This is a genomic window from Spirillospora sp. NPDC048824 (assembly GCF_043198455.1).
Lineage (GTDB): Bacteria > Actinomycetota > Actinomycetes > Streptosporangiales > Streptosporangiaceae > Spirillospora.
This window is the reverse complement of sequence record NZ_JBICUS010000007.1, coordinates 293,137-315,178: the sequence shown is the minus strand read 5'-3', so window position 1 is coordinate 315,178 and position 22,042 is coordinate 293,137. Positions and strand designations below refer to the sequence as shown.

The 22,042-nt window shown below is 70.6% G+C and carries 23 protein-coding genes; 16 read left to right on the top strand and 7 right to left on the bottom strand.

Features of this window, described 5'->3' with window-relative positions; genetic code table 11:
• The first annotated feature begins 296 nt into the window (after positions 1-296).
• The 3 genes from ACGFIS_RS16835 to ACGFIS_RS16825 all read left to right on the top strand — a co-directional run bounded on the left by ACGFIS_RS16835 (position 297) and on the right by ACGFIS_RS16825 (position 4,303).
• Complete coding sequence (locus ACGFIS_RS16835) at positions 297-620, top strand: Lsr2 family protein (protein WP_392905836.1); 324 nt, start codon at positions 297-299, stop codon at positions 618-620.
• Positions 621-980: 360 nt separating this feature from the next.
• A complete protein-coding gene (locus ACGFIS_RS16830) occupies positions 981-3,518 on the top strand; it encodes an ATP-dependent Clp protease ATP-binding subunit (RefSeq protein WP_392905833.1) in 2,538 nt (845 codons plus the stop codon).
• Between the two features lie 122 nt (positions 3,519-3,640).
• Complete coding sequence (locus tag ACGFIS_RS16825) at positions 3,641-4,303, top strand: hypothetical protein (protein ID WP_392905831.1); 663 nt, start codon at positions 3,641-3,643, stop codon at positions 4,301-4,303.
• Positions 4,304-4,352: 49 nt separating this feature from the next.
• Here the strand turns inward: ACGFIS_RS16825 and add are convergent, their stop codons facing one another.
• A complete protein-coding gene (add, locus tag ACGFIS_RS16820) occupies positions 4,353-5,330 on the bottom strand; it encodes an adenosine deaminase (RefSeq protein WP_392971509.1) in 978 nt (325 codons plus the stop codon).
• Positions 5,331-5,434: 104 nt separating this feature from the next.
• Between add and ACGFIS_RS16815 the strand changes: the two genes are divergently transcribed.
• From ACGFIS_RS16815 to ACGFIS_RS16805, 3 genes are read left to right on the top strand one after another with little or no spacing between them, the layout of a single operon-like run.
• Positions 5,435-5,965: a PadR family transcriptional regulator gene (locus ACGFIS_RS16815; protein WP_392971506.1), complete on the top strand. Its 531-nt coding sequence runs from the start codon at positions 5,435-5,437 to the stop codon at positions 5,963-5,965.
• Entirely contained in the window at positions 5,962-6,642 is a 681-nt protein-coding gene (locus tag ACGFIS_RS16810; protein ID WP_392905824.1) for an ABC transporter ATP-binding protein, read from the top strand. The genes ACGFIS_RS16815 and ACGFIS_RS16810 overlap by 4 nt, the downstream gene beginning before the upstream one ends.
• Positions 6,639-7,991, top strand: coding sequence for an FtsX-like permease family protein (locus tag ACGFIS_RS16805; RefSeq protein ID WP_392905821.1), 1,353 nt, complete (start codon positions 6,639-6,641; stop codon positions 7,989-7,991). Before ACGFIS_RS16810 ends, ACGFIS_RS16805 begins: the two co-directional genes overlap by 4 nt.
• 23 nt (positions 7,992-8,014) lie before the next feature.
• On the opposite strand, the gene ACGFIS_RS16800 is transcribed toward ACGFIS_RS16805, so the two are convergent.
• Positions 8,015-8,596: a Uma2 family endonuclease gene (locus tag ACGFIS_RS16800; protein ID WP_392905818.1), complete on the bottom strand. Its 582-nt coding sequence runs from the start codon at positions 8,594-8,596 to the stop codon at positions 8,015-8,017.
• Positions 8,597-8,669: 73 nt separating this feature from the next.
• On the bottom strand, positions 8,670-9,566 hold the full coding sequence (locus ACGFIS_RS16795) for an A/G-specific adenine glycosylase (RefSeq protein WP_392905815.1): 897 nt from the start codon (positions 9,564-9,566) through the stop codon (positions 8,670-8,672).
• 68 nt (positions 9,567-9,634) lie between these two features.
• Between ACGFIS_RS16795 and ACGFIS_RS16790 the strand changes: the two genes are divergently transcribed.
• Positions 9,635-10,252 carry a hypothetical protein gene (locus ACGFIS_RS16790; protein WP_392905813.1) on the top strand — a complete coding sequence of 206 codons (618 nt, stop codon included), beginning with the start codon at positions 9,635-9,637 and terminating at the stop codon, positions 10,250-10,252.
• Positions 10,253-10,315: 63 nt separating this feature from the next.
• On the opposite strand, the gene disA is transcribed toward ACGFIS_RS16790, so the two are convergent.
• The 4 genes from disA to ACGFIS_RS16770 form a co-directional block, all read right to left on the bottom strand.
• Complete coding sequence (gene disA / locus ACGFIS_RS16785; RefSeq protein WP_392905811.1) at positions 10,316-11,398, bottom strand: DNA integrity scanning diadenylate cyclase DisA; 1,083 nt, start codon at positions 11,396-11,398, stop codon at positions 10,316-10,318.
• Positions 11,399-11,511: 113 nt separating this feature from the next.
• Positions 11,512-13,023: a DNA repair protein RadA gene (locus ACGFIS_RS16780; protein ID WP_392905809.1), complete on the bottom strand. Its 1,512-nt coding sequence runs from the start codon at positions 13,021-13,023 to the stop codon at positions 11,512-11,514.
• Positions 13,024-13,060: 37 nt separating this feature from the next.
• The gene (locus ACGFIS_RS16775; RefSeq protein WP_392905807.1) at positions 13,061-14,176 is read right to left on the bottom strand and encodes an alpha/beta fold hydrolase; all 1,116 of its coding nucleotides are present in this window, start codon (positions 14,174-14,176) and stop codon (positions 13,061-13,063) included.
• Between the two features lie 44 nt (positions 14,177-14,220).
• A complete protein-coding gene (locus ACGFIS_RS16770; RefSeq protein WP_392905803.1) occupies positions 14,221-14,931 on the bottom strand; it encodes a class I SAM-dependent methyltransferase in 711 nt (236 codons plus the stop codon).
• A 157-nt stretch (positions 14,932-15,088) separates the two neighbouring features.
• Here ACGFIS_RS16770 and ACGFIS_RS16765 point away from each other — a divergent pair, with 157 nt between their 5' ends.
• The 9 genes from ACGFIS_RS16765 to ACGFIS_RS16725 all read left to right on the top strand — a co-directional run bounded on the left by ACGFIS_RS16765 (position 15,089) and on the right by ACGFIS_RS16725 (position 22,042).
• The gene (locus ACGFIS_RS16765; protein WP_392905801.1) at positions 15,089-15,973 is read left to right on the top strand and encodes a sugar phosphate isomerase/epimerase family protein; all 885 of its coding nucleotides are present in this window, start codon (positions 15,089-15,091) and stop codon (positions 15,971-15,973) included.
• Positions 15,970-16,560, top strand: coding sequence for a TetR family transcriptional regulator (locus tag ACGFIS_RS16760; protein ID WP_392905799.1), 591 nt, complete (start codon positions 15,970-15,972; stop codon positions 16,558-16,560). The genes ACGFIS_RS16765 and ACGFIS_RS16760 overlap by 4 nt, the downstream gene beginning before the upstream one ends.
• 72 nt (positions 16,561-16,632) lie before the next feature.
• Positions 16,633-17,364 carry an ABC transporter ATP-binding protein gene (locus ACGFIS_RS16755; RefSeq protein WP_392905797.1) on the top strand — a complete coding sequence of 244 codons (732 nt, stop codon included), beginning with the start codon at positions 16,633-16,635 and terminating at the stop codon, positions 17,362-17,364.
• Entirely contained in the window at positions 17,361-18,095 is a 735-nt protein-coding gene (locus tag ACGFIS_RS16750) for an ABC transporter permease (protein WP_392905795.1), read from the top strand. The genes ACGFIS_RS16755 and ACGFIS_RS16750 overlap by 4 nt, the downstream gene beginning before the upstream one ends.
• Before the next feature lie 112 nt (positions 18,096-18,207).
• A complete protein-coding gene (locus ACGFIS_RS16745; protein WP_392971503.1) occupies positions 18,208-19,344 on the top strand; it encodes an LCP family protein in 1,137 nt (378 codons plus the stop codon).
• 98 nt (positions 19,345-19,442) lie between these two features.
• Entirely contained in the window at positions 19,443-20,363 is a 921-nt protein-coding gene (locus ACGFIS_RS16740; protein WP_392905790.1) for a proline dehydrogenase family protein, read from the top strand.
• Between the two features lie 56 nt (positions 20,364-20,419).
• Positions 20,420-21,214, top strand: a complete 795-nt coding sequence (gene proC, locus ACGFIS_RS16735) for a pyrroline-5-carboxylate reductase (protein WP_392905788.1) — start codon at positions 20,420-20,422, stop codon at positions 21,212-21,214.
• 62 nt (positions 21,215-21,276) lie between these two features.
• Complete coding sequence (locus tag ACGFIS_RS16730; protein WP_392905786.1) at positions 21,277-21,711, top strand: hypothetical protein; 435 nt, start codon at positions 21,277-21,279, stop codon at positions 21,709-21,711.
• A 169-nt stretch (positions 21,712-21,880) separates the two neighbouring features.
• Positions 21,881-22,042 (top strand): ABC transporter permease, encoded by a 162-nt coding sequence (locus ACGFIS_RS16725; protein ID WP_392905783.1) that lies wholly within the window; start codon positions 21,881-21,883, stop codon positions 22,040-22,042.

Sequence of the window (22,042 nt, the reverse complement as noted above, 5' to 3'; positions counted from 1 at the left end):
TTTCTTCCTAGTTTGCGAGCTCGTCCTCCCGCCCCCCCCCCCCCCCCCGCCCCCCCCCCCCCCCCCCCCCCCCCCCCCCCCCCCCCCCCCCCCCCCCCCCCGCCGCGCCGCCGCGGCGTGCCGGAAACAGGCGGTGCCGATTACGCCCGGTCACGGCAGGAAGGCGACTTCGCCGCCAGTACCGGTTCAAGGGCCGCGCCGGATTCACGGGCCGCGCCGGAATTGTCATCGGCGGACTTCTCGGTATATCTTTGTCGACCGAATGCAGTTTGCTCAAGCCGAAAGGGTCTGTCCCCATGGCACAGAAGGTTCAGGTGCTTCTCGTCGACGACCTCGACGGTGGCGAGGCGGACGAGACCGTAGCGTTCTCGATCGACGGCGCCTCCTACGAGATCGACCTGAGTGGCGCCAACGCAGCGAAGCTGCGGGATTCTCTTCAGCCGTTCGTGGAGAAGTCGCGCAAGGCGGGAACTTCCACGCGCAGGCGCCGGCAGCGCGGCGCGTCCAGCCGCGAGCGCAGTGCTGAGATCCGCGCCTGGGCCAAGAACAATGGCATCAAGGTCAATGAGCGCGGCCGGATCCCGGCCCATGTGATCGAACAGTACGAAGCGGCGACCTGACCGGTTCGCCCGTCGGCGGCCCGTCCTCGTTCGCGAGACGGGCCGTTCGCTTTCGGCGTAGAGGTCGCGCGGTTCGCGGTCCACGCCGGGAGGTACACAGGCCGCGCGGGTGGAACTCCACCCCCATTCGGCACTCTCGGCCCGCGCCTTGACCGACCTGCGAAAAGGCCCCCGTTCGCTTGGGGCGTAGCGGGAACATGACGCACCGACGCGGTAGTTGGATGAGACTGAACAGCGCATAGCTGGGGAACGTCTCCTGGTGGGAGTGCACCGGGTGGCCTCCTCGGGGCGGGCTAGCATGCGGAAGGACAGTTCCGGACGTTCCGGACTCTGCCCAACCGCTCTGTGAGGAGCGACGAGATGTTCGAGAGGTTCACCGACCGCGCGCGGCGCGTTGTCGTCCTGGCTCAGGAAGAGGCCAGGATGCTCAACCACAACTACATCGGCACCGAGCACATCCTCCTGGGTCTGATCCACGAGGGTGAGGGTGTCGCTGCCAAGGCTCTGGAGAGCCTCGGGATCAGCCTTGAAGCGGTGCGCCAGCAGGTCGAAGAGATCATCGGCCAGGGCCAGCAGGCGCCGTCGGGCCACATCCCGTTCACTCCGCGCGCCAAGAAGGTCCTTGAGCTGTCACTGCGCGAGGCGCTGCAGCTCGGCCACAACTACATCGGCACCGAGCACATCCTGCTCGGATTGATCCGTGAGGGCGAGGGCGTCGCCGCCCAGGTCCTTGTGAAGCTCGGCGCCGACCTGAACCGTGTGCGCCAGCAGGTCATCCAGTTGCTGCACGGTTACCAGGGCAAGGAGCCGGCCGCCTCCGGCGGTCCCTCGGAGTCGGCTCCGTCCACCTCCCTTGTGCTCGACCAGTTCGGCCGCAACCTGACGCAGGCCGCACGTGAGGGCAAGCTCGACCCGGTCATCGGCCGGGACAAGGAGATCGAGCGGGTCATGCAGGTGCTGTCCCGCCGCACCAAGAACAACCCCGTCCTCGTGGGCGAGCCCGGCGTCGGCAAGACCGCCGTCGTCGAGGGCCTCGCGCAGAAGATCGTCAAGGGCGAGGTGCCCGAGACGCTGAAGGACAAGCAGCTCTACACCCTCGACCTGGGCGCGCTGGTCGCCGGCTCCCGGTACCGCGGTGACTTCGAAGAGCGCCTGAAGAAGGTGCTCAAGGAGATCCGCACCCGCGGCGACATCATCCTGTTCATCGACGAGCTGCACACGCTGGTCGGCGCGGGCGCCGCCGAGGGCGCGATCGACGCCGCCAGCATCCTCAAGCCGATGCTGGCCCGCGGCGAACTGCAGACCATCGGCGCCACGACGCTGGACGAGTACCGCAAGCACCTGGAGAAGGACGCCGCGCTCGAGCGCCGCTTCCAGCCGATCCAGGTCGCCGAGCCGTCGCTGTCGCACACGATCGAGATCCTCAAGGGCCTGCGGGACCGCTACGAGGCGCACCACCGTGTGTCGATCACCGACAGCGCGCTCGTCGCCGCGGCGCAGCTCGCCGACCGCTACATCAGCGACCGGTTCCTGCCCGACAAGGCGATCGACCTGATCGACGAGGCCGGTTCGCGGATGCGCATCCGCCGGATGACCGCCCCGCCGGACCTGCGCGAGTACGACGAGAAGATCGCCGACGTGCGTCGCGACAAGGAGTCCGCGATCGACGCGCAGGACTTCGAGAAGGCCGCCGCGCTGCGCGACTCCGAGAAGCAGCTCCTCGGCCAGAAGGCCCAGCGGGAGAAGGAGTGGAAGGCCGGCGACATGGACGTCGTCGCCGAGGTCACCGACGAGCTGATCGCCGAGGTCCTCGCCACCGCCACCGGCATCCCGGTCTTCAAGCTGACCGAGGAGGAGAGTACCCGCCTCCTCAACATGGAGGACGAGCTCCACAAGCGGGTCATCGGCCAGGAGGACGCCATAAGGGCCCTCTCGCAGTCGATCCGGCGTACCCGCGCCGGCCTGAAGGACCCCAAGCGTCCCGGCGGCTCGTTCATCTTCGCCGGCCCGTCCGGCGTCGGTAAGACCGAGCTGTCCAAGACGCTCGCGGAGTTCCTGTTCGGCGACGAGGACGCGCTGATCCAGCTCGACATGTCCGAGTTCATGGAGAAGCACACCGTGTCGCGGCTGTTCGGCTCCCCGCCCGGCTACGTCGGGTACGAGGAGGGCGGCCAGCTCACCGAGAAGGTCCGCCGCAAGCCGTTCTCGGTCGTCCTGTTCGACGAGATCGAGAAGGCCCACCAGGACATCTTCAACTCGCTGCTGCAGATCCTGGAGGACGGCCGCCTCACCGACGCGCAGGGCCGTGTCGTGGACTTCAAGAACACCGTCATCATCATGACGACGAACCTGGGGTCCAAGGACATCTCCAAGGGCGTCTCGATGGGCTTCGCCCGTCAGAACGACGAGCAGGGCTCGTACGACCGGATGAAGGCCAAGGTGTCGGAGGAGCTCAAGCAGCACTTCCGCCCCGAGTTCCTCAACCGCGTCGACGACACCGTCGTCTTCCACCAGCTCACCCCGCGGGAGATCATCCAGATCGTCGACCTGATGATCGCCAAGGTGGACGAGCGGCTGAAGGACCGCGACATGGGCATCGAGCTGCGGCAGGAGGCCAAGGACCTGCTGGCGCTGAAGGGCTACGACCCCGTCCTCGGCGCCCGGCCGCTGCGCCGTACGATCCAGCGGGAGATCGAGGACAGCCTGTCCGAGAAGATCCTGTTCAGCGAGCTCAAGCCCGGTCAGATCGTGATCGTGGGCACCGAGGGCTTCGACCTTGAGAACAAGGAGGGCACGGCGGAGACCGCCAAGTTCACTTTCAAGGGCGTCCCGAAGCCGGACACGGTCCCCGACAGCCCGCCGCCCATCGAGGGCGCGGTCAACTTCAACAAGGACTGACCACCGTAAGGGCCCGCACCGGATTCGTTCCGGTGCGGGCCCTTCCGCATGGGTGCCCTGGCCAGTTATCCACAGGGTGCGGTTTTTGGCTCACCGTCGTACCCGGCTCGTAGTATTCGAACATGCGATCGAACATGGTGGCTTCGGCGGCGCGGTTCGAGCGGCGCGCGATGCGTGCCCCGGCGGGCGAGGAACATGTCGGCGACGCATTTCTGCGGGACGTGCGGTCCCGCGCACCCGCGCCTCTCCCGATCTTCCGCTCATACCTGCAGGGCCGGCTGCTCGCGCGCCTCCTGCTCGGCCCGGAACGCGAGGTGTCGATGCTCGACCTCGCCGTGATGCTCCGCACGGACCTCGCGTCCGTGATGCGCGAAGTGGAGCGGCTCGCGCGGGCGGACGTTCTTCTCCTGCGCCGCACCCTGGCCGGCCGCCTGGTCACCCGCAACACCGCAAGCCCCATGTACGACCCGCTCGCCCGGCTGCTGATGCTGACGTTCGGCCCCGCGGCGGTGGTGGCGGAGCAGTTCGGGCGCCTCCGGGCGGACGTGTACCTGTTCGGTGCCTGGGCGGCCCGCTACGACGGCGTCCCCGGCGACCAGCCGGCCGACGTCGAGGTCCTGGTCATCGGCGAGATCGCCCGCGATGTGGCCCATGACGCCGCGCAGGAGGCCGCCGCCCGGCTCGGCCTCCCCGTCCACCCGGTCGTCCGCACACCGGCCCAATGGCGCGACGACTCCGACCCCTTCCTCCGCGAGATCCGCGCCGGCCCCCTGACCGAACTCTGAGGTTGACGCGTTCGCGGGGCGGTTGGGCGCCGGGGTGAATGGCCGGGGGTCAGGAAGGCCGGCCCAGCCAGGCGTTGATCTCGCGGTGGAGGCGGGTCCTGGTTTCGGTGGGGGCGAAGGATGCGTCGACGCCGGAGTGGGCCAGGTCGGCGAGGACGGTGTCGTCGTAGCCGAAGGCATCGCGGACGCGGGCGTACTCGGTGGCGAGCGGCGTGCCGATGAGGGCGGGGATGTCGGTGTTGAGGGTCACGATCAGGTCCGCGTCGCGGAGGTGGGGGAGGGGGTGGTCGTCGAGGGAGGCGGCGAAGCCCAGGGCGACGTTCGAGGACGGGCACACTTCGAGGGGGATCCTGCGTTCGCGGACCTCGGCGACGAGGTCGGGGTCGTCCAGGATCCGGATGCCGTGACCGAGTCGTTCGGCGCGGCCGGGGCCGAGCGCCTGCCGGATGCTGGCCGGGCCCTCGCCCTCGCCCGCGTGGTGGACGACGTGCAGACCCGCGTCGCGGGCGGCGGCGAACACGTCGTTGAACGGGTCGCCGGGGTGGGCCTCGTCGCCCGCGAGGCCGATCGCGACCACGCCGTCATGGCGGCGCGCGAGGTCGAGCGTCCGCCAGGCGCGTTCGACGGAGCGGCGGCGGGAGTGGTCGAGGAGCAGTCGGCAGTCGATCCCGAACGCCTCCTGCCCGGCCTCCAGGCCCTCCAGGACGGCCGCCAGCGGCATGTCGAGGTCGCCCAGCCGCTCGCCGTGGGCGGCGGCCGTGAACGACACCTCGGCGTACCGGGTGCCCTGTGCGGCCTCGTCCTCGCAGAATTCGTAGGCGACCCTCCGGAAGTCGCCGGGACGGCGCAGGCAGGCGCGGACGAGGTCGTTCTGCTCGAAGAACGCGGCGAAACTCCCGAACGCGGCCATGTCATCGGGTACCTCAACGCCATTGGCCGCGCCTATCTCGCGGAGCGTGGCCCACCGGGCGGCGCTCTCCAGGTGGACGTGGAGATGGGTCTTGGGCAGGCTCAGCAGATCGCGCACGGCGGCACGGTACCGATCGGAACGGTCCCGGTGCCTCCCATTTTCCGGCGGCCGGCGGCAATAACTATTCACTCAGTACATACATTGAGTGTATAGTCGTCCGCATGTCGACTCCGCAGATCCTGCTGGCCCTGCTCGCCGAGCGGCCGAGGCACGGGTACGAGCTCAAGCGCGAGCACGACGAGCGGCTGCCGGGGGCCAAGCCGCTGCCGTACGGGCAGGTCTACTCGACGCTGCAGCGTCTGGAACGCGACGGGTTCGTGGCCGTCGCCGAGGTCGTCCAAGAGGGCGGGCCCGAACGCACGCTGTACGAGCTGACACCGAAAGGCGGCGAGAAGATGCGGGCGTGGCTCGCGGAGACGGAACCGCCCCTGCCCTACGCCGGCGGCATCCTGTTCGCCCGGGTGATCATGGCGCTGGTGGCCGGCGGCGACGCGCGCGCCGGCCTGGATCGCCAGCGCGCCGCACACCTGGAGCGGATGCGTGAGCTGACCCGCGCCAAGACGGCCCCCGGCGCGTCGGCCGCCGCCGTTCTGGCCGCCGACTACGCCCTGTTCCACCTGGACGCCGACCTGCGGTGGATGGAGTTGGCCGTGGACCGCCTGGCCGACCTGACCGAGGAGATCAGCCGATGAGCCCTTTGCTTCAAGCGCGGGATGTCAGCAAGACGTTCGGCCGGACGCGGGCGCTGCGCGGCGCGTCCCTGACGGTCGGCGCCGGAGAGATCGTGGCGGTGTCCGGCCCGAGCGGCTCGGGCAAGAGCACGCTGCTGCACTGCCTGGCCGGGATCGTCGTCCCCGACGAGGGCGAGATCCGCTACGGCGAGACCCGCCTCGACGAGCTCGACGAGGACACCCGGACCCGCCTGCGGCGCGAGACGTTCGGCATCGTCTTCCAGTTCGGCGGGCTGGTGCCGGAGCTGACCGCCGCGGAGAACGTGGCCGTCTCGCTGATGTTCGGCGGGCTCGGCCGCGCGGACGCGTCCGCCGCCGCGCTGGACTGGCTGGGCCGCCTCGGCGTGGACGACTGCGCACCCCTGCGGCCCGGCGACATGTCCGGCGGCCAGGCGCAGCGGGTCGCCCTCGCCCGGGCGCTCGCCCACGGACCCAAGGTGATCTTCGCCGACGAGCCCACCGGCGCGCTCGACAGCCTCGCGGGTGAGGCGGTGCTCGGCCTGCTGCTCGCGACGGCCCGGGAGCGCGGCACCACCGTGGTCCTGGTGACCCACGACAACCGGATCGCGGCCTTCGCCGACCGCGAGGTCGTGGTCCGTGACGGCATCGTGGCCGAGGTCCCGGCGGTGACCCGATGACCGCGCGCGTCCTGTTCGCCGTCGCCGCGATGCTGGCCCGCGGAACGTCCCGGGCCGAGCGGCGCCGGCGCCGGCTGCTGGTCTCCGGCGCCGCGCTGGCCACGTTCTTCCTGCTCGGTGCGGTGAACCTGCTGCTGATACAGGGCACGACCCAGACCCGGTGGGCGGGTCTGGTCAGCGAGGAGGGCCTGCGGCCGGGCACCGCGCTGGCGCTGGCGCTGCTCGTCGTCCCGGTGCTGGCGCTGCTGTACCAGGCCGGGCGGGTCGCGCAGGCCACCCAGGAGCGGCGGCTCGCGGCGCTGCGGCTGGCCGGTGCCACACCGAGGGAGGTGCGGCTGCTCGGCGTGGCCGAGGCCCTCCGCGTCGGCACCGCGGGGGCGGTCGTCGGGGGCATCGCCTACGTGTCCGGGCAGCGGTTGGCGATGGCCGCCCTCGGGGTGCGCGATACCGAGCGGTACGCGATCCCGTCCTGGCCGGTCCCGCTCGTACCGGCCCTGGTGGTGGCCGCCGCGGTGATGGTCAGCCTGCTGGTGTCCCGCCATGTCGTCGTCTCGCCGCTGAGCGTCGCCCGGCGTGCGTCGCGTCCCCGGCCGTCCGCGTTCACGGTTCTCCCGCTCGCCGCCGGCATGCCGCTGATGGTCGCGGGCGGGTTCACCCAGGACGTGGACAAGGTCGGGGTGCCGCTGTTCTTCCTCGGCGCCGTCGTCACCATCCTCGGCGTGCTGGCGGGGGCCAGCCGCGTGGTCCTGGAGTCGGCCCGGCTGGCCGGCCGCTGGGCGCGTACACCCGAGACGCTTCTGGCGGCGCGTGCCCTGGAGGCCGATCCCCGCGCCGGGGGACGCGCCATGGCGGTCGTCGGCCTTGTCGTCGCCTTCGGCACGGGCACCGGTGTCGTCGAGTGGGACGTGGTCCGGTACGCCACCACCGAGGACACGTCCATCGAGCGGTTCTGGCTGGTCAGCTTCGGCCTGACCTATCTCGCGCTGCTGTTCGCCCTGTTCGTGGCGGTCACCGCGCTCGTGGTGCACCGGGCCGAAACGCTGCTGGAGGCCGGCCGCTCGATGGCGGCGCTGGCCGCGATCGGGGCACCGGTGGCGTCGCTGCGCCGGTCGGCCCTGCGCCAGACGCTCATCGCGGCGACTCCGGTGTGCGCGATCGCGGCCCTCGCCGCGCTGATCGGCATGACGCCGGGCATCTTCGGGGAACCGGACCTGCCACTGCTCGCCTGGATGGCCGGCCGAGCCCTGCTGATGGTCGCTCTCGCGGTGGCGGCCGCGGCCGCCGTCACGGCCCTGTCGGGCCGCCTCCTCGCCCGCGCCGCCGCCCCCACCCGCCTCCGCGCCGAATGACCGGGTTCGCTGAACGACCGGGTTCAGCGGCTCAGCGCCTTGACGTCGATGTCCATCGGGAACGGAACATCCAGCTTGAGCCGCTCACGCTCGATCGCGGTCTCCACGTAGGCACCGGTCGTGCCGAGTTCCATCACGTGGATCACGGGCTTCCCGCTCTCGTTCTCCACGAGCCAGAAGTGCTGGATCCCCGCCTTGGCATACTTCATGCGTTTGGTCTCGCGATCGCGCTCCTCGGATTCCGGGGATACGACCTCGATGACGAGGACCACCTCTTCCGGCTGGTAGTAGGTCCGGCTACGTTCTGGGTCGGCCATCTGCGGGCGGAAAGCGATGATGTCGGGTTCTGGCCGTTGCCGTCTCGCGAGCTTCACGGTCATCTCAGTCTCTACACCGACGGTGTCCGGCGCCGCCTCCTCCAGCGCGTTGGCCAGTCGCCGGACCACTCGGCTATGGAAACTCGTCTGGGGGGACATCATGATGAGCGCTCCGTCGATCATTTCCATGCGTGGCGCGTTGGGGGGGAGCTCATCCAGGTGCTCGGCGGTCCAGCCTTCGGGTGGGGGGCGCAGCCACGGGGGAATGAACTCGGCTTCGCTAGCCATGACATCCTCCTACGTCGTCACACCGATCATATGGTGACACGCCGTGTTCACGTCATGTGTCCGGCGCGCCTGATCAGGTGGGCAGGGCGTAGCGACCGTCGTCCAGGGGGTCGATCAGGCCGTCGGCGATGAGGGCGTCCAGGGCGCGTTCGCGTTGGAGGGCGTCCGGCCAGACGACGTCGAGGGCCGGTTTCGTCACCGGGCCCTCGGCGTCCCGGAGGACGGCGAGGATGCGGCCCCGGCACTGGCGGTCGGTTCCCGCGTACGTCTGGCCTCGGCGCGGCGGCCCGTCATAGGCGGGACGGCCGGCCAGCCGCCACGCGCACTTGCCGGACACCGGGCAGTCGGCGCAGCGGGGTGTGCGGGCGGTGCAGACGAGCGCGCCCAGTTCCATGACGGCGACGGCCCACCGGGCGGCGGTCGGGGGATCGACCGGGAGGAGGTCCTCCGCGCGTTTCACCTCCGCCTTCGTTTGCGACTTCGGCGGATACTCCTCGCCGGAGAGGAGCCGGGCCAGGACGCGCCGCACGTTGGTGTCGAGGACGGCGTGGCGCTGCCCGAACGCGAAACTGGCGACGGCCGCCGCGGTGTAGGCGCCGATGCCGGGGAGCGCCAGGAGGTCCTCGTGCGACGAGGGGACCTCGCCGCCGTGACGTTCGGTGATCGCGCGGGCGCTCTCGTGCAGGCGCAGCGCGCGGCGCGGGTAGCCGAGCCGCCCCCACGCACGGACGGCCTCGCCGGACGGTTCGCCGGCCAGCGCGGCAGGCGTGGGCCAGCGGGCCATCCAGGCGTCCCAGACGGGCAGGACGCGGGAGACCGGGGTCTGCTGAAGCATGATCTCGCTGACCAGGACGCCCCAGGGAGTCGCATCCGGCGCCCGCCAGGGGAGGTCACGGGCGTTCGCCTCGTACCAGTCGAGGATCGGGGCGGTGTAGGCCGTGATGGGCGGCGTCCGGAGGATGGGATTCATGGCGCGCGCCATTGTGGCACGCGGCGGGTCGTCCCCTCTTTCGGGATCGCTGAATGCATACTGACCGCATGGGGGCGAGTACTGAACGTGACTCGGACGATTCTGGACTCGATCGGTACTGGCGGCGCCGTGCGGTCGCGCTGGCGGGGGTGCTCGGCGTCGTCGGCATGCTGGCCTGGGCCTGCACCGGCAACGCGGACGAACCGGTCCGGAACGCGAACGCGGTCGCGGTCTCGGGCAAGAGTCCGCCTCCGCCGCCGACCGTGATGCCGACGGTGACCGTCACCGTGACGACCACCCCGGAGCCGGAACCGGTGGACGACGGCGGCCCCTGCGACAGCGAGAACCTCGTCTTCACGTTGTCGGCCTCCGAAACCGCCTACGCGGGTTCCGAGCGGCCGGAGTTCCGGATCACCGTCGTGAACGCGGGGAAGGGCTCCTGCACGTTCGACACGGGTTCGCTGGACGTCCGCATCACGTCCGGCTCGGACGGCATCTGGTCGTCCGCCGAATGCCGCCCCGGCGGCTCGCCCAAGGCGACCCTCAAGCGCGGCATCCCCTACGTCGACACCGTCACCTGGGACCGCAAGCGCGGCTGCGACGGCGGAACCTCCGCCCGCCCCGGCACCTACGTGGCCGGCCTCAAGGGCCAGAAGGCCAAGAAGCAGATCTTCCACCTGCGCTGATCCCGCCCACGTCGACGCGCCCGCCGTCACCACGGTGATCGCATGGCCGCCGGACGATCCGGGCTATACGTAACGTTCCAGAATCGAGGATTCGGCCAGGCGGGAGAGGCCCTCGCGGACGCTGCGGGCCCGGGATTCGCCGACGCCGCCGACGGCCTGGAGGTCGTCGATGCTGGCGGCCAGGAGCTTCTGCAGGTTGCCGAAGTGCTCGACGAGGCGTTCGATGACCATGCTCGGCAGCCGGGGGACCTTGGCGAGGAGCCGGAAGCCCTTGGGGCTGACGGGCAGGTCGAGGGCGTCCGGGCCGGAGAAGCCCATCACCTCGGCGACGGTGGACAGGTCGAGCAGCTCGTTGGCCGACAGCGTGTCCAGGGCGGACAGTATGGCGGCGACGCCGCGGGCGCGGGTGTCGTCGGACGGGTAGTCCCGGACGATCAGCTCCCGGTCGACGTCGACGCCGGAGACGAGTTCGTCGAGCTGCAGGGACAGCAGCCGGCCGTCCGTCCCGAGCTCGACGACGTAGCCCTCGATCTCGTCGGCGATGCGGCGCACCATCTCCAGCCGCTGGACGACGGCGCTGACGTCCCGGACGGTGACGAGGTCCTCGATCTCCAGCGCGGAGAGCGTCCCGGACACCTCGTCCAGGCGCAGCTTGTACCGCTCAAGGGTGGCGAGGGCCTGGTTGGCCTTGGAGAGGATGGCCGCGGAGTCTTCGAGGACGTAGCGGATGCCGTCGAGGTACAGCGCGATGATGTGCATCGACTGGCTGACCGAGATGACCGGGTAGACGGTCTGGCGGGCGACGCGCTCCGCGGTGCGGTGGCGGGTGCCCGACTCCTCGGTGGGGATGGTCGAGTCCGGCACGAGGTGGACGGCGGCGCGGACGATCCGGCTGTGGCTGCCGTCGAGGACGATCGCGCCGTCCATCTTGGCGAGCTCGCGCAGCCGGGTGGCGGAGAACTCGACGTCGAGTTCGAAGCCGCCCGAGCACACTTCCTCGACCGTCTTGTCGTAGCCGAGCACGATCAGGCCGCCGGTGTGGCCCCGTAGGATCCGCTCGAGTCCGTCGCGGATCTGGGTGCCCGGGGCCACCGCGGCCAATGTGGCGCGGCGTCGTTCGTCATGACCCTTGTCGTGTGATGGCACCTGACCCCCGGAGGTCGCTGGACGGCGTCAGTTTACCGAGGAGGGCCGCGCGCTGGTTCCTCCCCAGGTCGCAAGCGCGGGTCCCGTGGAGTAATACTCTGGCGTGACTCGTGTTACGGCGCCGTAAAGGAGACTTGGAGGGCCTGTTTCAGGCTGTCGACCTCCATGACCTTCATGCCCTCATAGCTGCTGAGCTGCGGGTCTGCGCGTTTCAGCGGGGATCCGTCGGCGAGTTCGAGGGAGCCGCGGGGGACGACGGCGTGCTTGAACCCCAGCCGGGCGGCCTCGGCGAGCCGCCGCTGGACGCCGGGCACGACGCGGACCTCGCCCGCGAGCCCGACCTCGCCGAGCGCGATCAGGCTGGTCGACAGCGCCTGCTCGACGGAGGCGCCCGCGACGGCGAGCGCGAGGGCCAGGTCGACGGACGTCTCGGTGAGCCGCACGCCGCCGACCGTGGAGACGTAGACGTCCTGCTCGTGCATGGAGATCTTGCAGCGCTGGGCGAGGACGGCGAGGACCATCGCGACGCGGGAGGTGTCCAACCCGGACGTGGCGCGCCGCGGCGCCGGCAGGTGCGATTTCGCGACGAGCGACTGCACCTCGGCGACCAGGGGGCGGCGGCCTTCCAGGGTGACGGTCACGCAGGTGCCGGGGACGGCCTCGTCCCGCCGGGTGAGGAACAGCCCGCTCGGGTCGGGCAGGCCGACGATGCCGACCTCGGACAGGTCGAAGCAGCCGAGTTCGTCGGTCGGACCGTAGCGGTTCTTCACGGCGCGGATCATGCGGAGCCGCGAGTGCCGGTCGCCTTCGAAGTACAGGACGACGTCGACGAGGTGTTCCAGGAGACGCGGCCCGGCGATCGCGCCCTCCTTGGTGACGTGGCCGACGAGCACGACGGTGATGCCGCGTTCCTTGGCGACGCGGATGAGGTTGGCGGCGACCTCCCGGATCTGGGTGACGCCGCCGGGGGCCCCGTCCGCCTCGGACGTGCCGATCGTCTGGATGGAGTCGACCACCAGCAGCCCCGGCTTCACCGTGTCGATGTGGCCGAGAATGGCGGACAGTTCCGACTCCGCCGCCAAGTAGAGCTTGTCGGTGATCGCCCCGACGCGGTCGGCGCGCAGCCGCACCTGCTCCGCCGACTCCTCGCCCGTGACGTAGAGCACGTTCCCGTTGTCCGGCTTGGCGGCCCGACCCGACTGCGCCTGATTCGACTGCGCCTGATCCGACTGCGCCTGATCCGACTCGGCCGGCTCGCGCGGTGTGGGAACGCCCGACTGCGTCGACGCCAGTGCGGCGACCTCCAGCAGCAGCGTCGACTTGCCGATGCCCGGCTCGCCCGCCAGCAGCAGCACGGCCCCGGGTACGATGCCGCCGCCGAGGACCCGGTCGAGCTCGTCCAGGCCGGTGGGCCTCGTCTGCGCGGACCGCACGTCCACCTGCCCGATCGGACGCGCCGGCGCGCTGACCGGCCCGGCCGCCACGACCCGCGCCGGCGTCGCGGACGCCGCCTCGGTGACCGTCCCCCACGTCTGGCACTCGCCGCAGCGCCCCACCCATTTGGACGTCTGCCAGCCGCACTCGGAGCAGCGGTAGGTCGCCTTCGCAGTCTTAGCCTTCGCCATGCGCCGAAAGCGTAGAGGTCACGTGTGACAGCCGCGGTCAGGAGGCGAGCGACTTGCGGGCGCGTTCGATCAGGTCGCCGAGGTGGTCGGAGACGCTGCTGGGACGCTCCATCATCGCCATGTGGCCGGCGGACGGGACGACCTCCAGCCGGGAGCCGGGGACACAACCGGCGATCTTGAGGCTGTGCTCGACGGGGGTGAGCATGTCGTTCTCCGCGCCGATGACCAGGTTGTCGGCGCCGGTGAGCGACGAGCAGTCGCTGATCAGGTCGAGGGTGATCATCGAGCGGAGGTAGTCGGCGAAGGCGTCCATCCGGGTCTCGGCCATCATCTGCTCGGCGAACGCGACGGCCGCCGGGCTGGCGTCGGGGCCGAACGCGACCCGGTCCTCGATGAGGGTGGCGGAGTCCCGGCTGAGGTGGCGCACCTTCTCGATGGCGCCGGAGCCCGCGCCGAGCGCGCCGAGGGCGCGGGGGACGAGGCGGTGGCCGGTGCGCGCCAGCAGCGCCGGCATGCCGAGCGTGACCTCGCCGAGGCCGCCGGACGACGTGCACAGCAGCCCGGTGGCGACGATCTTGCGTCCGGCCAGGCCGGGGTTCTCGTCGGCGTAGCGCAGGATGGTCATGCCGCCCATGGAGTGGCCGACGAGGACGACGGGCGTGTCCGCGGGGACGGTCGCGTCGATCACGGCGGCGAGGTCGGAGGCCAGCCGGGGGATCGCGTAGCCCTCGCGGGCGCCGCCGTCGGAGCGGCCGTGGCCGCGGTGGTCCCAGAAGACGAGGCGGCCGAGGCCGCGCAGGGCCTTGCGCTGGAAATGCCACGAGTCCTGGGTGAGCGTCCAGCCGTGGCAGAACACGACGGCGAGGTCGGTGCGGTCGTCGCCGTCGATCTCGGCGTACAGGCGGGTGCCGTCGTCGGCGCGGACGGGGACGGGACGGCCGCGCAGCGACCCGAACGGCTCACCGGCGAAGGGGTCGGGGCGCAGTTGCAGGCGGCGCATCGCACGGCGCTGGACGGCCAGTCCGGCTCCGGCGCCGGCCGCGCCGAGCGCGGCGGCGGCCAGAAGGCCGCGGAGGCTCCCATGGGCGGCGCCCCGGCTCCGGGAGGTCGTCCCTTCGAGAGCGACACGGCTCATCCTGGTGGCACGGCCCATGGTCCGCTCCTCCCGTTGCTGCAATGACCGACCAGTCAGTAACTTCAGGGGCAACGCCACCACAAATTAACGGCATAGTCCACCTCAAGCGGCGCCGCCCTTCCGTCCTGCTCGCGCAGGCAGGCGTCGGCGACGTCGGGTGGGAACTCGATCCGCAGGACGGCCGCGAGATCGTCCCGGCTTTCGAACGACCACCGGATCATCAGCGGCTCGCGGGCGAAGCCGCGCCGCGTCCAGAAGCGCTCCACGGCCTCGGGGTCGTACTCCGGCAGGCTCCCCCGGAACCAGCGGCCGAACGTGGACCGCGTGGCGTCGTTGTCGATGATGAACACCGCGCCGCCGCGCCGGACGACCCGGTCGAGTTCGGCGAGGCCCGGCTCGCAGCCCGGGCCGAAGAAGTACGCCCAGCGGACGTGGACGACGTCGACCGAGGCGTCCGGAATCGGCAGCGACTGGGCGGCGCCGACACGAACGGTGACGTTGGGCAGATCCCGTGTCCGGCGCGCGGCCGCCGAGGCCAGGCCCGCGTGCGGCTCCACGCCGATCACCCGGTTCGCGTCCCCGGCGAAGAACGGCAGGTGGTAGCCGGTGCCGCAGCCGAGGTCCAGGACGTCGGCCCCCTTCCACGGACGGATGGCGCGCATCGCCTCCGCGAGGACGCCGTCGGGATCGACGGCACGGTTCTCCAACTCGTAGATCTGGGGAGAGTTCCAGATGTTGGGGCTCGGCACGGCGCCCCGGGCGATCTCGGCCACGGAAACCGAGGGTAGCCACCCGGCTCGGAGAGCAAGCAGGATCACGTGGGGCGAGGGTTTCATCACCGGCGTGGCCGCATAGGCTTTCCTTGCGTACATCGCCCCTGTGAACGTCACCTACGACCATCACCTAGCGACCATTCCTGGCGAGGAAGCCTTGACTCCGCAGCACAACGGCGTCTCATCACCGGCCCTCCGCGTACCGGACGCGCCGATCACACTCTCCACCGCCTCGGTGTACCCGGAGAAGGTACCGAGCGCGTTCGAGATCGCCGCGCTGCTGGGTTACGACGGCATCGAGGTCATGGTCTCCATGGACGCCTCGTCCCAGGACCTGAACGTCCTGCGCCGGCTGTCGGACTACCACCAGGTGCCCATCAAGTCGATTCACGCGCCCTGCCTGCTGCTCACCCAGCGGGTCTGGGGACGTGAGCCCTGGGGCAAGCTGGTCCGCTCCAAGGAGGTCGCCGAGGAACTGGGCGCGGAGGTCGTCGTCGTCCACCCGCCGTTCCGGTGGCAGCGCGACTACGCCAAGGAGTTCGTTGAGGGCCTCGCCCGCATGCAGGACGAGACGGACGTGCTGTTCGCGGTCGAGAACATGTTTCCGCTCAAGGCGCGGGGCGCCGAAGCGGGCATGTACCTGCCCGACTGGAATCCCGTCGACCAGGACTTCCCGTACGTGACGATCGACCTGTCCCACACCGCCGTCTCCGGTTCCGACGCCCTCGACATGACGGGAAGCCTCGGCGACCGGCTGCGGCACATCCACCTCGCCGACGGCATAGGCATCACCAACAAGGACGAGCATCTCGTGCCCGGCCGGGGCAACCAGCCGTGCGGGGCGCTGCTGGAGAACCTCGCCGAGGACGGCTTCCGCGGGCACATCGTCCTGGAGATCAACACGCGCCGCGCGTCCAGCCGCGTCGAGCGGGTGGAGGACCTCGCCGAGGCGCTGGCGTTCGCCCGCCTGCATCTCGCCGCGGCTCCCCACACCTGGGAGGTCACCTCGGCCGGAGAGGTCACCCGCCGGGGCGTCAGGTGACCGCTCCGGGTGTGTCGCGGGGCCCGGGGAGGCGTCCCGGCCCGACCGAGACCCGCGAGAAGATCATCGCCGAGGCGCGCGACCTGTTCGCCGAGAAGGGCTACGACGGCGTCTCGCTGCGCGCCATCGCCCGCGCCGCCGGGGTCGACCCCGCCCTCGTCCACCATTTCTTCGGAAACAAGGAGGGCGTGTTCGTCGAGGCGATGCGCTTCCCGATGGACCCGTCCGTCCTGCTGCCGCGCATCATGTCCTACCCGAGGGAGCGGCTCGGCGAGGCGATGGTCCACACGTTCCTCGACGTGTGGCACGACGAGGAGCGCCGCGCGCCGCTGCTCGCCATGCTCCGTTCGGCGATGACGAACGAGCGCGCGGCGGCGCTGATGCGCGAGTTCATCGCGTCCGCCCTGTTCGGGCGGGCCAAGCAGGCCACGGATGCGCCCTGGCTGGCCATCCAGGCGGCGGCCGGCCAGATGATCGGCATCATGATCCTGCGTTACGTGCTGCGGATCGAGCCGATGGCCTCCGCGTCGGAGGAGGAACTGGTCGGGCTGGTCGCCCCCACCCTGCAGCGCTACCTCTCCTCCTGAGCCGAGGAATCCCCGCTATCCAGAACCCGCGATCCCCTTGACCGCACCTTTGTGTCCGCATAAATTCAACACATGATGAGTTCCAGTCCGGCGGTGACCGTGCGGGACCTGCGGGTCGTCCGCGGCGGCCGCGAGGTGCTGCACGGGGTCACCTTCGACGTGCCGCGCGGCTCGGTCGTGGGACTGCTCGGCCCGAGCGGCTGCGGGAAGACCACCCTGATGAGGGCCTTGGTCGGCGTCCAGATCGTCGAAAGCGGAGCGGTGACAGTCCTCGGCGAGGACGCCGGATCGGCCGGCCTGCGGCGGCGCGTCGGATACGCGACGCAGACACCGGCCGTGTACGCAGACCTGACCGTCGCCGAGAACCTGCGCTACTTCGCGTCCGTCCTGGGCGCGCCGCGCACCGACGTGGCCCGCGTCATCGACGAGGTCGGGCTCGGGTCGAGCCGCGACCAGATCGCGGCGACGCTGTCCGGCGGGCAGCTCAGCCGCACCAACCTCGCCGTCGCGCTGCTCGGCGCCCCCGAAGTGCTCGTCCTGGACGAGCCGACCGTGGGCCTCGACCCGGTGCTGCGCCAGGAGCTGTGGGAGATGTTCCGCGAACTGGCCGACGACGGCGCCACGCTCGTCGTGTCCAGCCACGTCATGGACGAGGCCGGCCGCACCGACCGGCTCCTCCTGATGCGCGAGGGCCGCATCCTCGCCGACGGCACACCGGACGGCCTGCGCTCCCGCACCGGCACGTCCGATCTCGAAAAAGCCTTCCTCCACCTCATCGCCGAGAAGGCGGGGAGCCCGACATGAGCCTCGCGATCACGCTCGCCACGATGCGGCGCATCCTGGCGCAGCTCAAGCACGACCACCGCACCCTCGCGCTGCTGATCGGCGTGCCGGCCCTGCTGATGATCCTGCTGCGGTACGTGTTCGACGAGCCGATGCTCTTCGACCGGATCGGGCCGATGCTGCTCGGCCTGTTCCCGTTCACCGTCATGTTCGTCGTGACCAGCGTCGCCACGCTCCGCGAGCGGGCGAGCGGCACCCTGGAACGGCTGATGACCATGCCGCTCGGCAAGCTCGACCTGCTGCTCGGCTACGCCCTGGCGTTCGGCCTGATCGCGCTGGTGCAGGTCGGCGTCGTGCTGGTGATCTCGCTGACCTGGCTCGGCCTCGACCTGAACGGCTCGCTCGGCTCGCTGATCCTGGTCTCCGTGCTGGACGCGCTCCTCGGCATGGCGCTCGGCCTGCTCGCCAGCGCGTTCGCCCGGACGGAATTCCAGGCCGTCCAGTTCATGCCGGCGTTCGTCCTGCCGCAGCTGCTGCTGTGCGGGCTGATCATGCCCCGCGAGGACATGGCGTCCTGGCTGCAGGCGATCTCCGATGTCCTGCCGCTCTCCTACGCGGTCGAAGGCATGCAGGAGATCAGCTTCAGTGCCGAGTTCACCGGCACGCTCACCCTGGACGTCACCGTGATCGCCGCATTCACGGTGGTGGCCCTCGTCCTGGGCGCCGTGACCCTCCGCCGCCGGACTCCGTGACCGGGGACCCGCGGGGCGGGCCGGGGTTTACCTGCCGGGCGGGGGCGCCTGAATCGGACACCTGGGGTGAAGCGGGCCGTCTCGCTTCGGGTCGGCTGGTAGCTTCGGCGCCATGACCGCCCGAGATCTTCCCGGACCGCCCGCGTCGCAGCAGCCCGATGAGGCAGGCCCGGGCGGTGCCGGGGGGACGCCGGAGGATTCGGCGTTCTGGGGGGAAGGCAGCGGTACCGGTCCGCGCAAGCGGCGGTGGCTTAGGGTCCTGATCGCGGTCGGGGTTTTCGTGGCGCTGGTCGTGGCGGGCCTCGGCGGCCTGGTGTGGCAGCGGCAGTCGTCCTACAACGGCAACATCGACCGCATCGAAGGCGTGATGCCGGACGACGGGGCGAACAGGCCCGGCCCGAACGTGGAGGGGACGGAGAACTGGCTGCTCGTCGGGTCGGACTCCCGGGCCCAGAACGCGACCACCGGCGAGGGCAACGACGTCTGGAAGCCCGGTCAGCAGCGCACCGACACGATCATGCTGCTGCATCTGCCGGCGGACCGGAAGAAGGCCTACATCGTTTCGTTCCCGCGCGACTCGTGGGTCGAGGTCCCCGGCTACGGCAACCAGAAGATCAACGCCGCGTTCTCGTACGGCGGACCCAAACTGCTGATCGAGACCGTCGAGAACCTCAGCGGCATCCGGATCGACCACTACGGCGCGATCGACTTCGAGGGGTTCAAGGCGATGACGGACGCGCTCGGCGGCGTCACCGTCAACATCAAGCAGAGCGTGTACGACCCGGCCCGCAAGAAGCGGTGGACGGCGGGAAAGCAGAAGCTGAACGGGGAGGAGGCGCTGCTGTTCGTCCGGCAGCGCTACAACCTGCCGAACGGCGACTTCGACCGGATCAAACGGCAGCAGGCGTTCCTCGGCGCCCTCGCCAAGCAGGCCGCGGACCGCGGGACGCTCACCAACCCGCTGAAGCTCGACCGGTTCCTGTCGGCGCTCACCAAGTCGATCAGCGTGGACGCGGGGGTGTCGGCGGGCGACCTGCGGTCACTGGCGGTGAGCATGCGGGACGTGCGGGCGTCCGATGTGATGTTCATGACGACGCCGCACAAGGGCACCGGCAGACGCGGCAAGCAGAGCGTCGTGTTCCTGAACGCGGCGAAGGCGAAAGCGCTGTTCGAAGCGGTCAAGACGGCCAGGATGCCCGAATACGTCAAGCAGCACGGCGGCGGCAACAGCCTCGGCACCGTCTCGTGATCGTGAGTCTCGACCGGGCATAACCTGGTCGGAGGCGTCAGGATCGGGGACATCAGGGTCGGCAAAGGGTCGGCAAGGGGCGACAAGGGGTTCGCACAGTGCTTCGTCAGGCGTTGCTCGTCGCGTCGCGCAGCGGCGGCGTGCGCTGGGTCGTGAAGACCGCGCCGTTCAGCGGTGATGTCGTCCGCCGGTTCATCGCCGGTGAGACGATCGAGGACGCGGCGCACGTCACCGGTGAGCTGACCGGTGAGGGGTTGCTCGTCACCTTGGACGTCCTGGGTGAGGACACCGGCGACAAGGAACGGGCCGAGGCGAACGTCCAGCACTACATCGAGCTTCTGCAGCGGCTCGGTGCCGCCGGTCTCGGTGCAAGGGCGGAGGTGTCCGTGAAGCTCTCCGCCATCGGCCAGACCTTCGACGATGACCTGGCGCTGAGCAATGCGCGCCGGATCTGCACGGCCGCCCGTTCCGCCGGCACGACGGTCACTCTCGACATGGAGGAGCACACCGCGGTCGACTCGACCCTCGGGGTCGTTCACGAACTGCGGCGCGACTTCCCCGATGTGGGGGCCGTCATCCAGTCGTATCTGCGCCGGGCAGAGGAGCATTGCGCGGAACTCGCCTACGAGGGCTCGCGGGTCAGGCTGTGCAAGGGCGCGTACGCCGCGCCCACGGCGGTGGCCTTCACCGACAAGGAAGAGATCGACAGGTCGTACGTGCGGTGCATGAAGGTGCTGATGGCCGGCGGGGGCTACCCGATGCTGGCCACGCACGACCCGCGGCTCATCGAGATCGCGGGCGCGCTGGCCGTCCTGCACGAAAGGGACGCCGGGTCGTTCGAGTACCAGATGCTCTACGGGATCCGTCCGCAGGAGCAGCGGCGGCTCGCGGCGCATGGCGCGCAGGTCCGCGTGTACGTCGCCTACGGCCGCGAGTGGTACCCGTACTTCATGCGGCGCCTGGCGGAGCGGCCCGCCAACCTGCGCTTCCTCATGCGCTCCCTGGCCGGGCGATCCTGACCCCGGCCCGGCTATAGGCTGGACCGGTCGTTGAAACCCCACGTCAAGGTATGCCGATGATCGCGATTCTGGGTGCCGGGAAGATGGGCGAGGCGCTGCTGTCCGGGGTTCTCCGGGCCGGCCGCCGCCCGTCCGAGCTGATGGCGACCGTGCGCCGTGAGGAGCGCGGGGTGCTGCTGCGCGAGCGGTACGGCATCGAGATCGTGCCGAACGCGGAGGCGGCGGCCAAGGCGGAGACGCTGATCCTGGCGGTCAAACCGCAGGACATGGGCGTCCTGCTGGACGAGGTCGGGCCGCACGTCCCGCCCGGTCGGCTGGTGATCTCGATGGCGGCGGGCATCACGACGGGGTTCGTCGAGGACCGGCTGCCGGACGGCGTCCCCGTCGTCCGCGTCATGTCGAACACGCCCGTCCTCGTGGACCAGGCGATGAGCGTGATCTCGGCCGGGTCGCACGCGGGGGAGGAGCACCTCAAGCTGGCCGAGGAGATGCTGACCCCGGTCGGGAAGGTGCTGCGCATTCCCGAGTCGCTCCAGGACGGCGCGACGGCCCTGTCCGGCAGCGGCCCCGCCTACTTCTACTACCTGGTGGAGGCGATGGTGGACGCGGGCATCCTGCTCGGCATGCCCCGCGCCGCCGCGCTGGAGATGGTCATCCAGTCGGCGGTGGGCGCCGCGGTGATGCTCCGCGACTCCGGTGAGCATCCGGTGCTGCTGCGCGAGGCCGTCACGTCCCCCGGCGGGACGACGATCTCGGCGATCCGGGAACTGGAGCGGCACGGCGTCCGCGCCGCGGTGCTGGAGGCCATCGAGGCCGCCCGCAACCGCGGCCGTGAACTGGCGAGCGGCTGAACCCCGAAAAGTTCATCTTTGAACATTGAGCCGATCGGGGGGTTTCCCCCGTGTTAGGAAGTATGGGACTCATACTCCGCCTGCTCGTCGCCGCCGGACTGGCGGCGGACGCCTACGTGCACTGGGTGTTCGCGCCCGACATGGCCTTCGTGGAGGGCGGCGCCATCGGCGGCGACCTGCTCTTCCGCATCCAGGCCGCGGTCGCCGGAGTCGTCGCCGTGGTGATCCTCACGTATGCGACCCGCTGGGCGTACGCGCTGGCGTTCCTCGTCGCGGCCAGTGCGGTCGGCGCACTCGTGTTCTACTACTACGTCGACGTGGGCGCTCTCGGCCCGCTGCCCGCCATGTACGAGCCGGTCTGGTACGCCGAGAAGACGATCAGCCTGGTCGGTGAGGGCGTCGCGGCTCTCGCCGCCCTGGCCGGGTTCCTTTTCGCGGGACGAGGGAAACGCGAGTCCCAAGAGGTCCTGGAACGCGAACCGGCGGGTCACGTCTGACCCGCCTGACCCACTGGCAGGATGTGCCCCACCCGGCAAGAACTGGCCCACCGGCACGATTGGCCTCATTGGGCCTATAACGGGCAAGTCACCCCGGTTCGGCCGGTGCCGCCCTTACGATGCCTGGGCGGCCTCCCGCCTCCGCCCACGCGGCGGACATCACGTCCCCGTGCTGGTGGCGGGCGCCCTGCTCGCGGGCGGTCTCAGCGCGTGCTGGTGGTCCCCGTCGGTCGCGTTCGCCGTCTCCGCCGCCGTCGGCATCTTCTTCGGCGTCTTCCCCGCCCGCCGCGCCGGACGCCTCGACCCCGTCGTCGCCCTGCGCACGGAGTGA

What these genes read in the sequence shown, in the direction of transcription:
- ACGFIS_RS16790 (WP_392905813.1), top strand. Translation starts at nt 9,635, where the DNA reads ATGGGGGCGAGTACTGAACGTGACTCGGACGATTCTGGACTCGATCGG.
- ACGFIS_RS16815 (WP_392971506.1), top strand. Translation starts at nt 5,435, where the DNA reads ATGTCGACTCCGCAGATCCTGCTGGCCCTGCTCGCCGAGCGGCCGAGG.
- ACGFIS_RS16795 (WP_392905815.1), bottom strand. Translation starts at nt 9,566, where the DNA reads ATGAATCCCATCCTCCGGACGCCGCCCATCACGGCCTACACCGCCCCG.
- ACGFIS_RS16835 (WP_392905836.1), top strand. Translation starts at nt 297, where the DNA reads ATGGCACAGAAGGTTCAGGTGCTTCTCGTCGACGACCTCGACGGTGGC.
- proC (WP_392905788.1), top strand. Translation starts at nt 20,420, where the DNA reads ATGATCGCGATTCTGGGTGCCGGGAAGATGGGCGAGGCGCTGCTGTCC.
- ACGFIS_RS16780 (WP_392905809.1), bottom strand. Translation starts at nt 13,023, where the DNA reads ATGGCGAAGGCTAAGACTGCGAAGGCGACCTACCGCTGCTCCGAGTGC.
- ACGFIS_RS16810 (WP_392905824.1), top strand. Translation starts at nt 5,962, where the DNA reads ATGAGCCCTTTGCTTCAAGCGCGGGATGTCAGCAAGACGTTCGGCCGG.
- ACGFIS_RS16805 (WP_392905821.1), top strand. Translation starts at nt 6,639, where the DNA reads ATGACCGCGCGCGTCCTGTTCGCCGTCGCCGCGATGCTGGCCCGCGGA.
- ACGFIS_RS16730 (WP_392905786.1), top strand. Translation starts at nt 21,277, where the DNA reads ATGGGACTCATACTCCGCCTGCTCGTCGCCGCCGGACTGGCGGCGGAC.
- ACGFIS_RS16800 (WP_392905818.1), bottom strand. Translation starts at nt 8,596, where the DNA reads ATGGCTAGCGAAGCCGAGTTCATTCCCCCGTGGCTGCGCCCCCCACCC.
- ACGFIS_RS16750 (WP_392905795.1), top strand. Translation starts at nt 17,361, where the DNA reads ATGAGCCTCGCGATCACGCTCGCCACGATGCGGCGCATCCTGGCGCAG.
- ACGFIS_RS16745 (WP_392971503.1), top strand. Translation starts at nt 18,208, where the DNA reads ATGACCGCCCGAGATCTTCCCGGACCGCCCGCGTCGCAGCAGCCCGAT.
- ACGFIS_RS16830 (WP_392905833.1), top strand. Translation starts at nt 981, where the DNA reads ATGTTCGAGAGGTTCACCGACCGCGCGCGGCGCGTTGTCGTCCTGGCT.
- ACGFIS_RS16755 (WP_392905797.1), top strand. Translation starts at nt 16,633, where the DNA reads ATGATGAGTTCCAGTCCGGCGGTGACCGTGCGGGACCTGCGGGTCGTC.
- ACGFIS_RS16775 (WP_392905807.1), bottom strand. Translation starts at nt 14,176, where the DNA reads ATGGGCCGTGCCACCAGGATGAGCCGTGTCGCTCTCGAAGGGACGACC.
- ACGFIS_RS16825 (WP_392905831.1), top strand. Translation starts at nt 3,641, where the DNA reads ATGCGATCGAACATGGTGGCTTCGGCGGCGCGGTTCGAGCGGCGCGCG.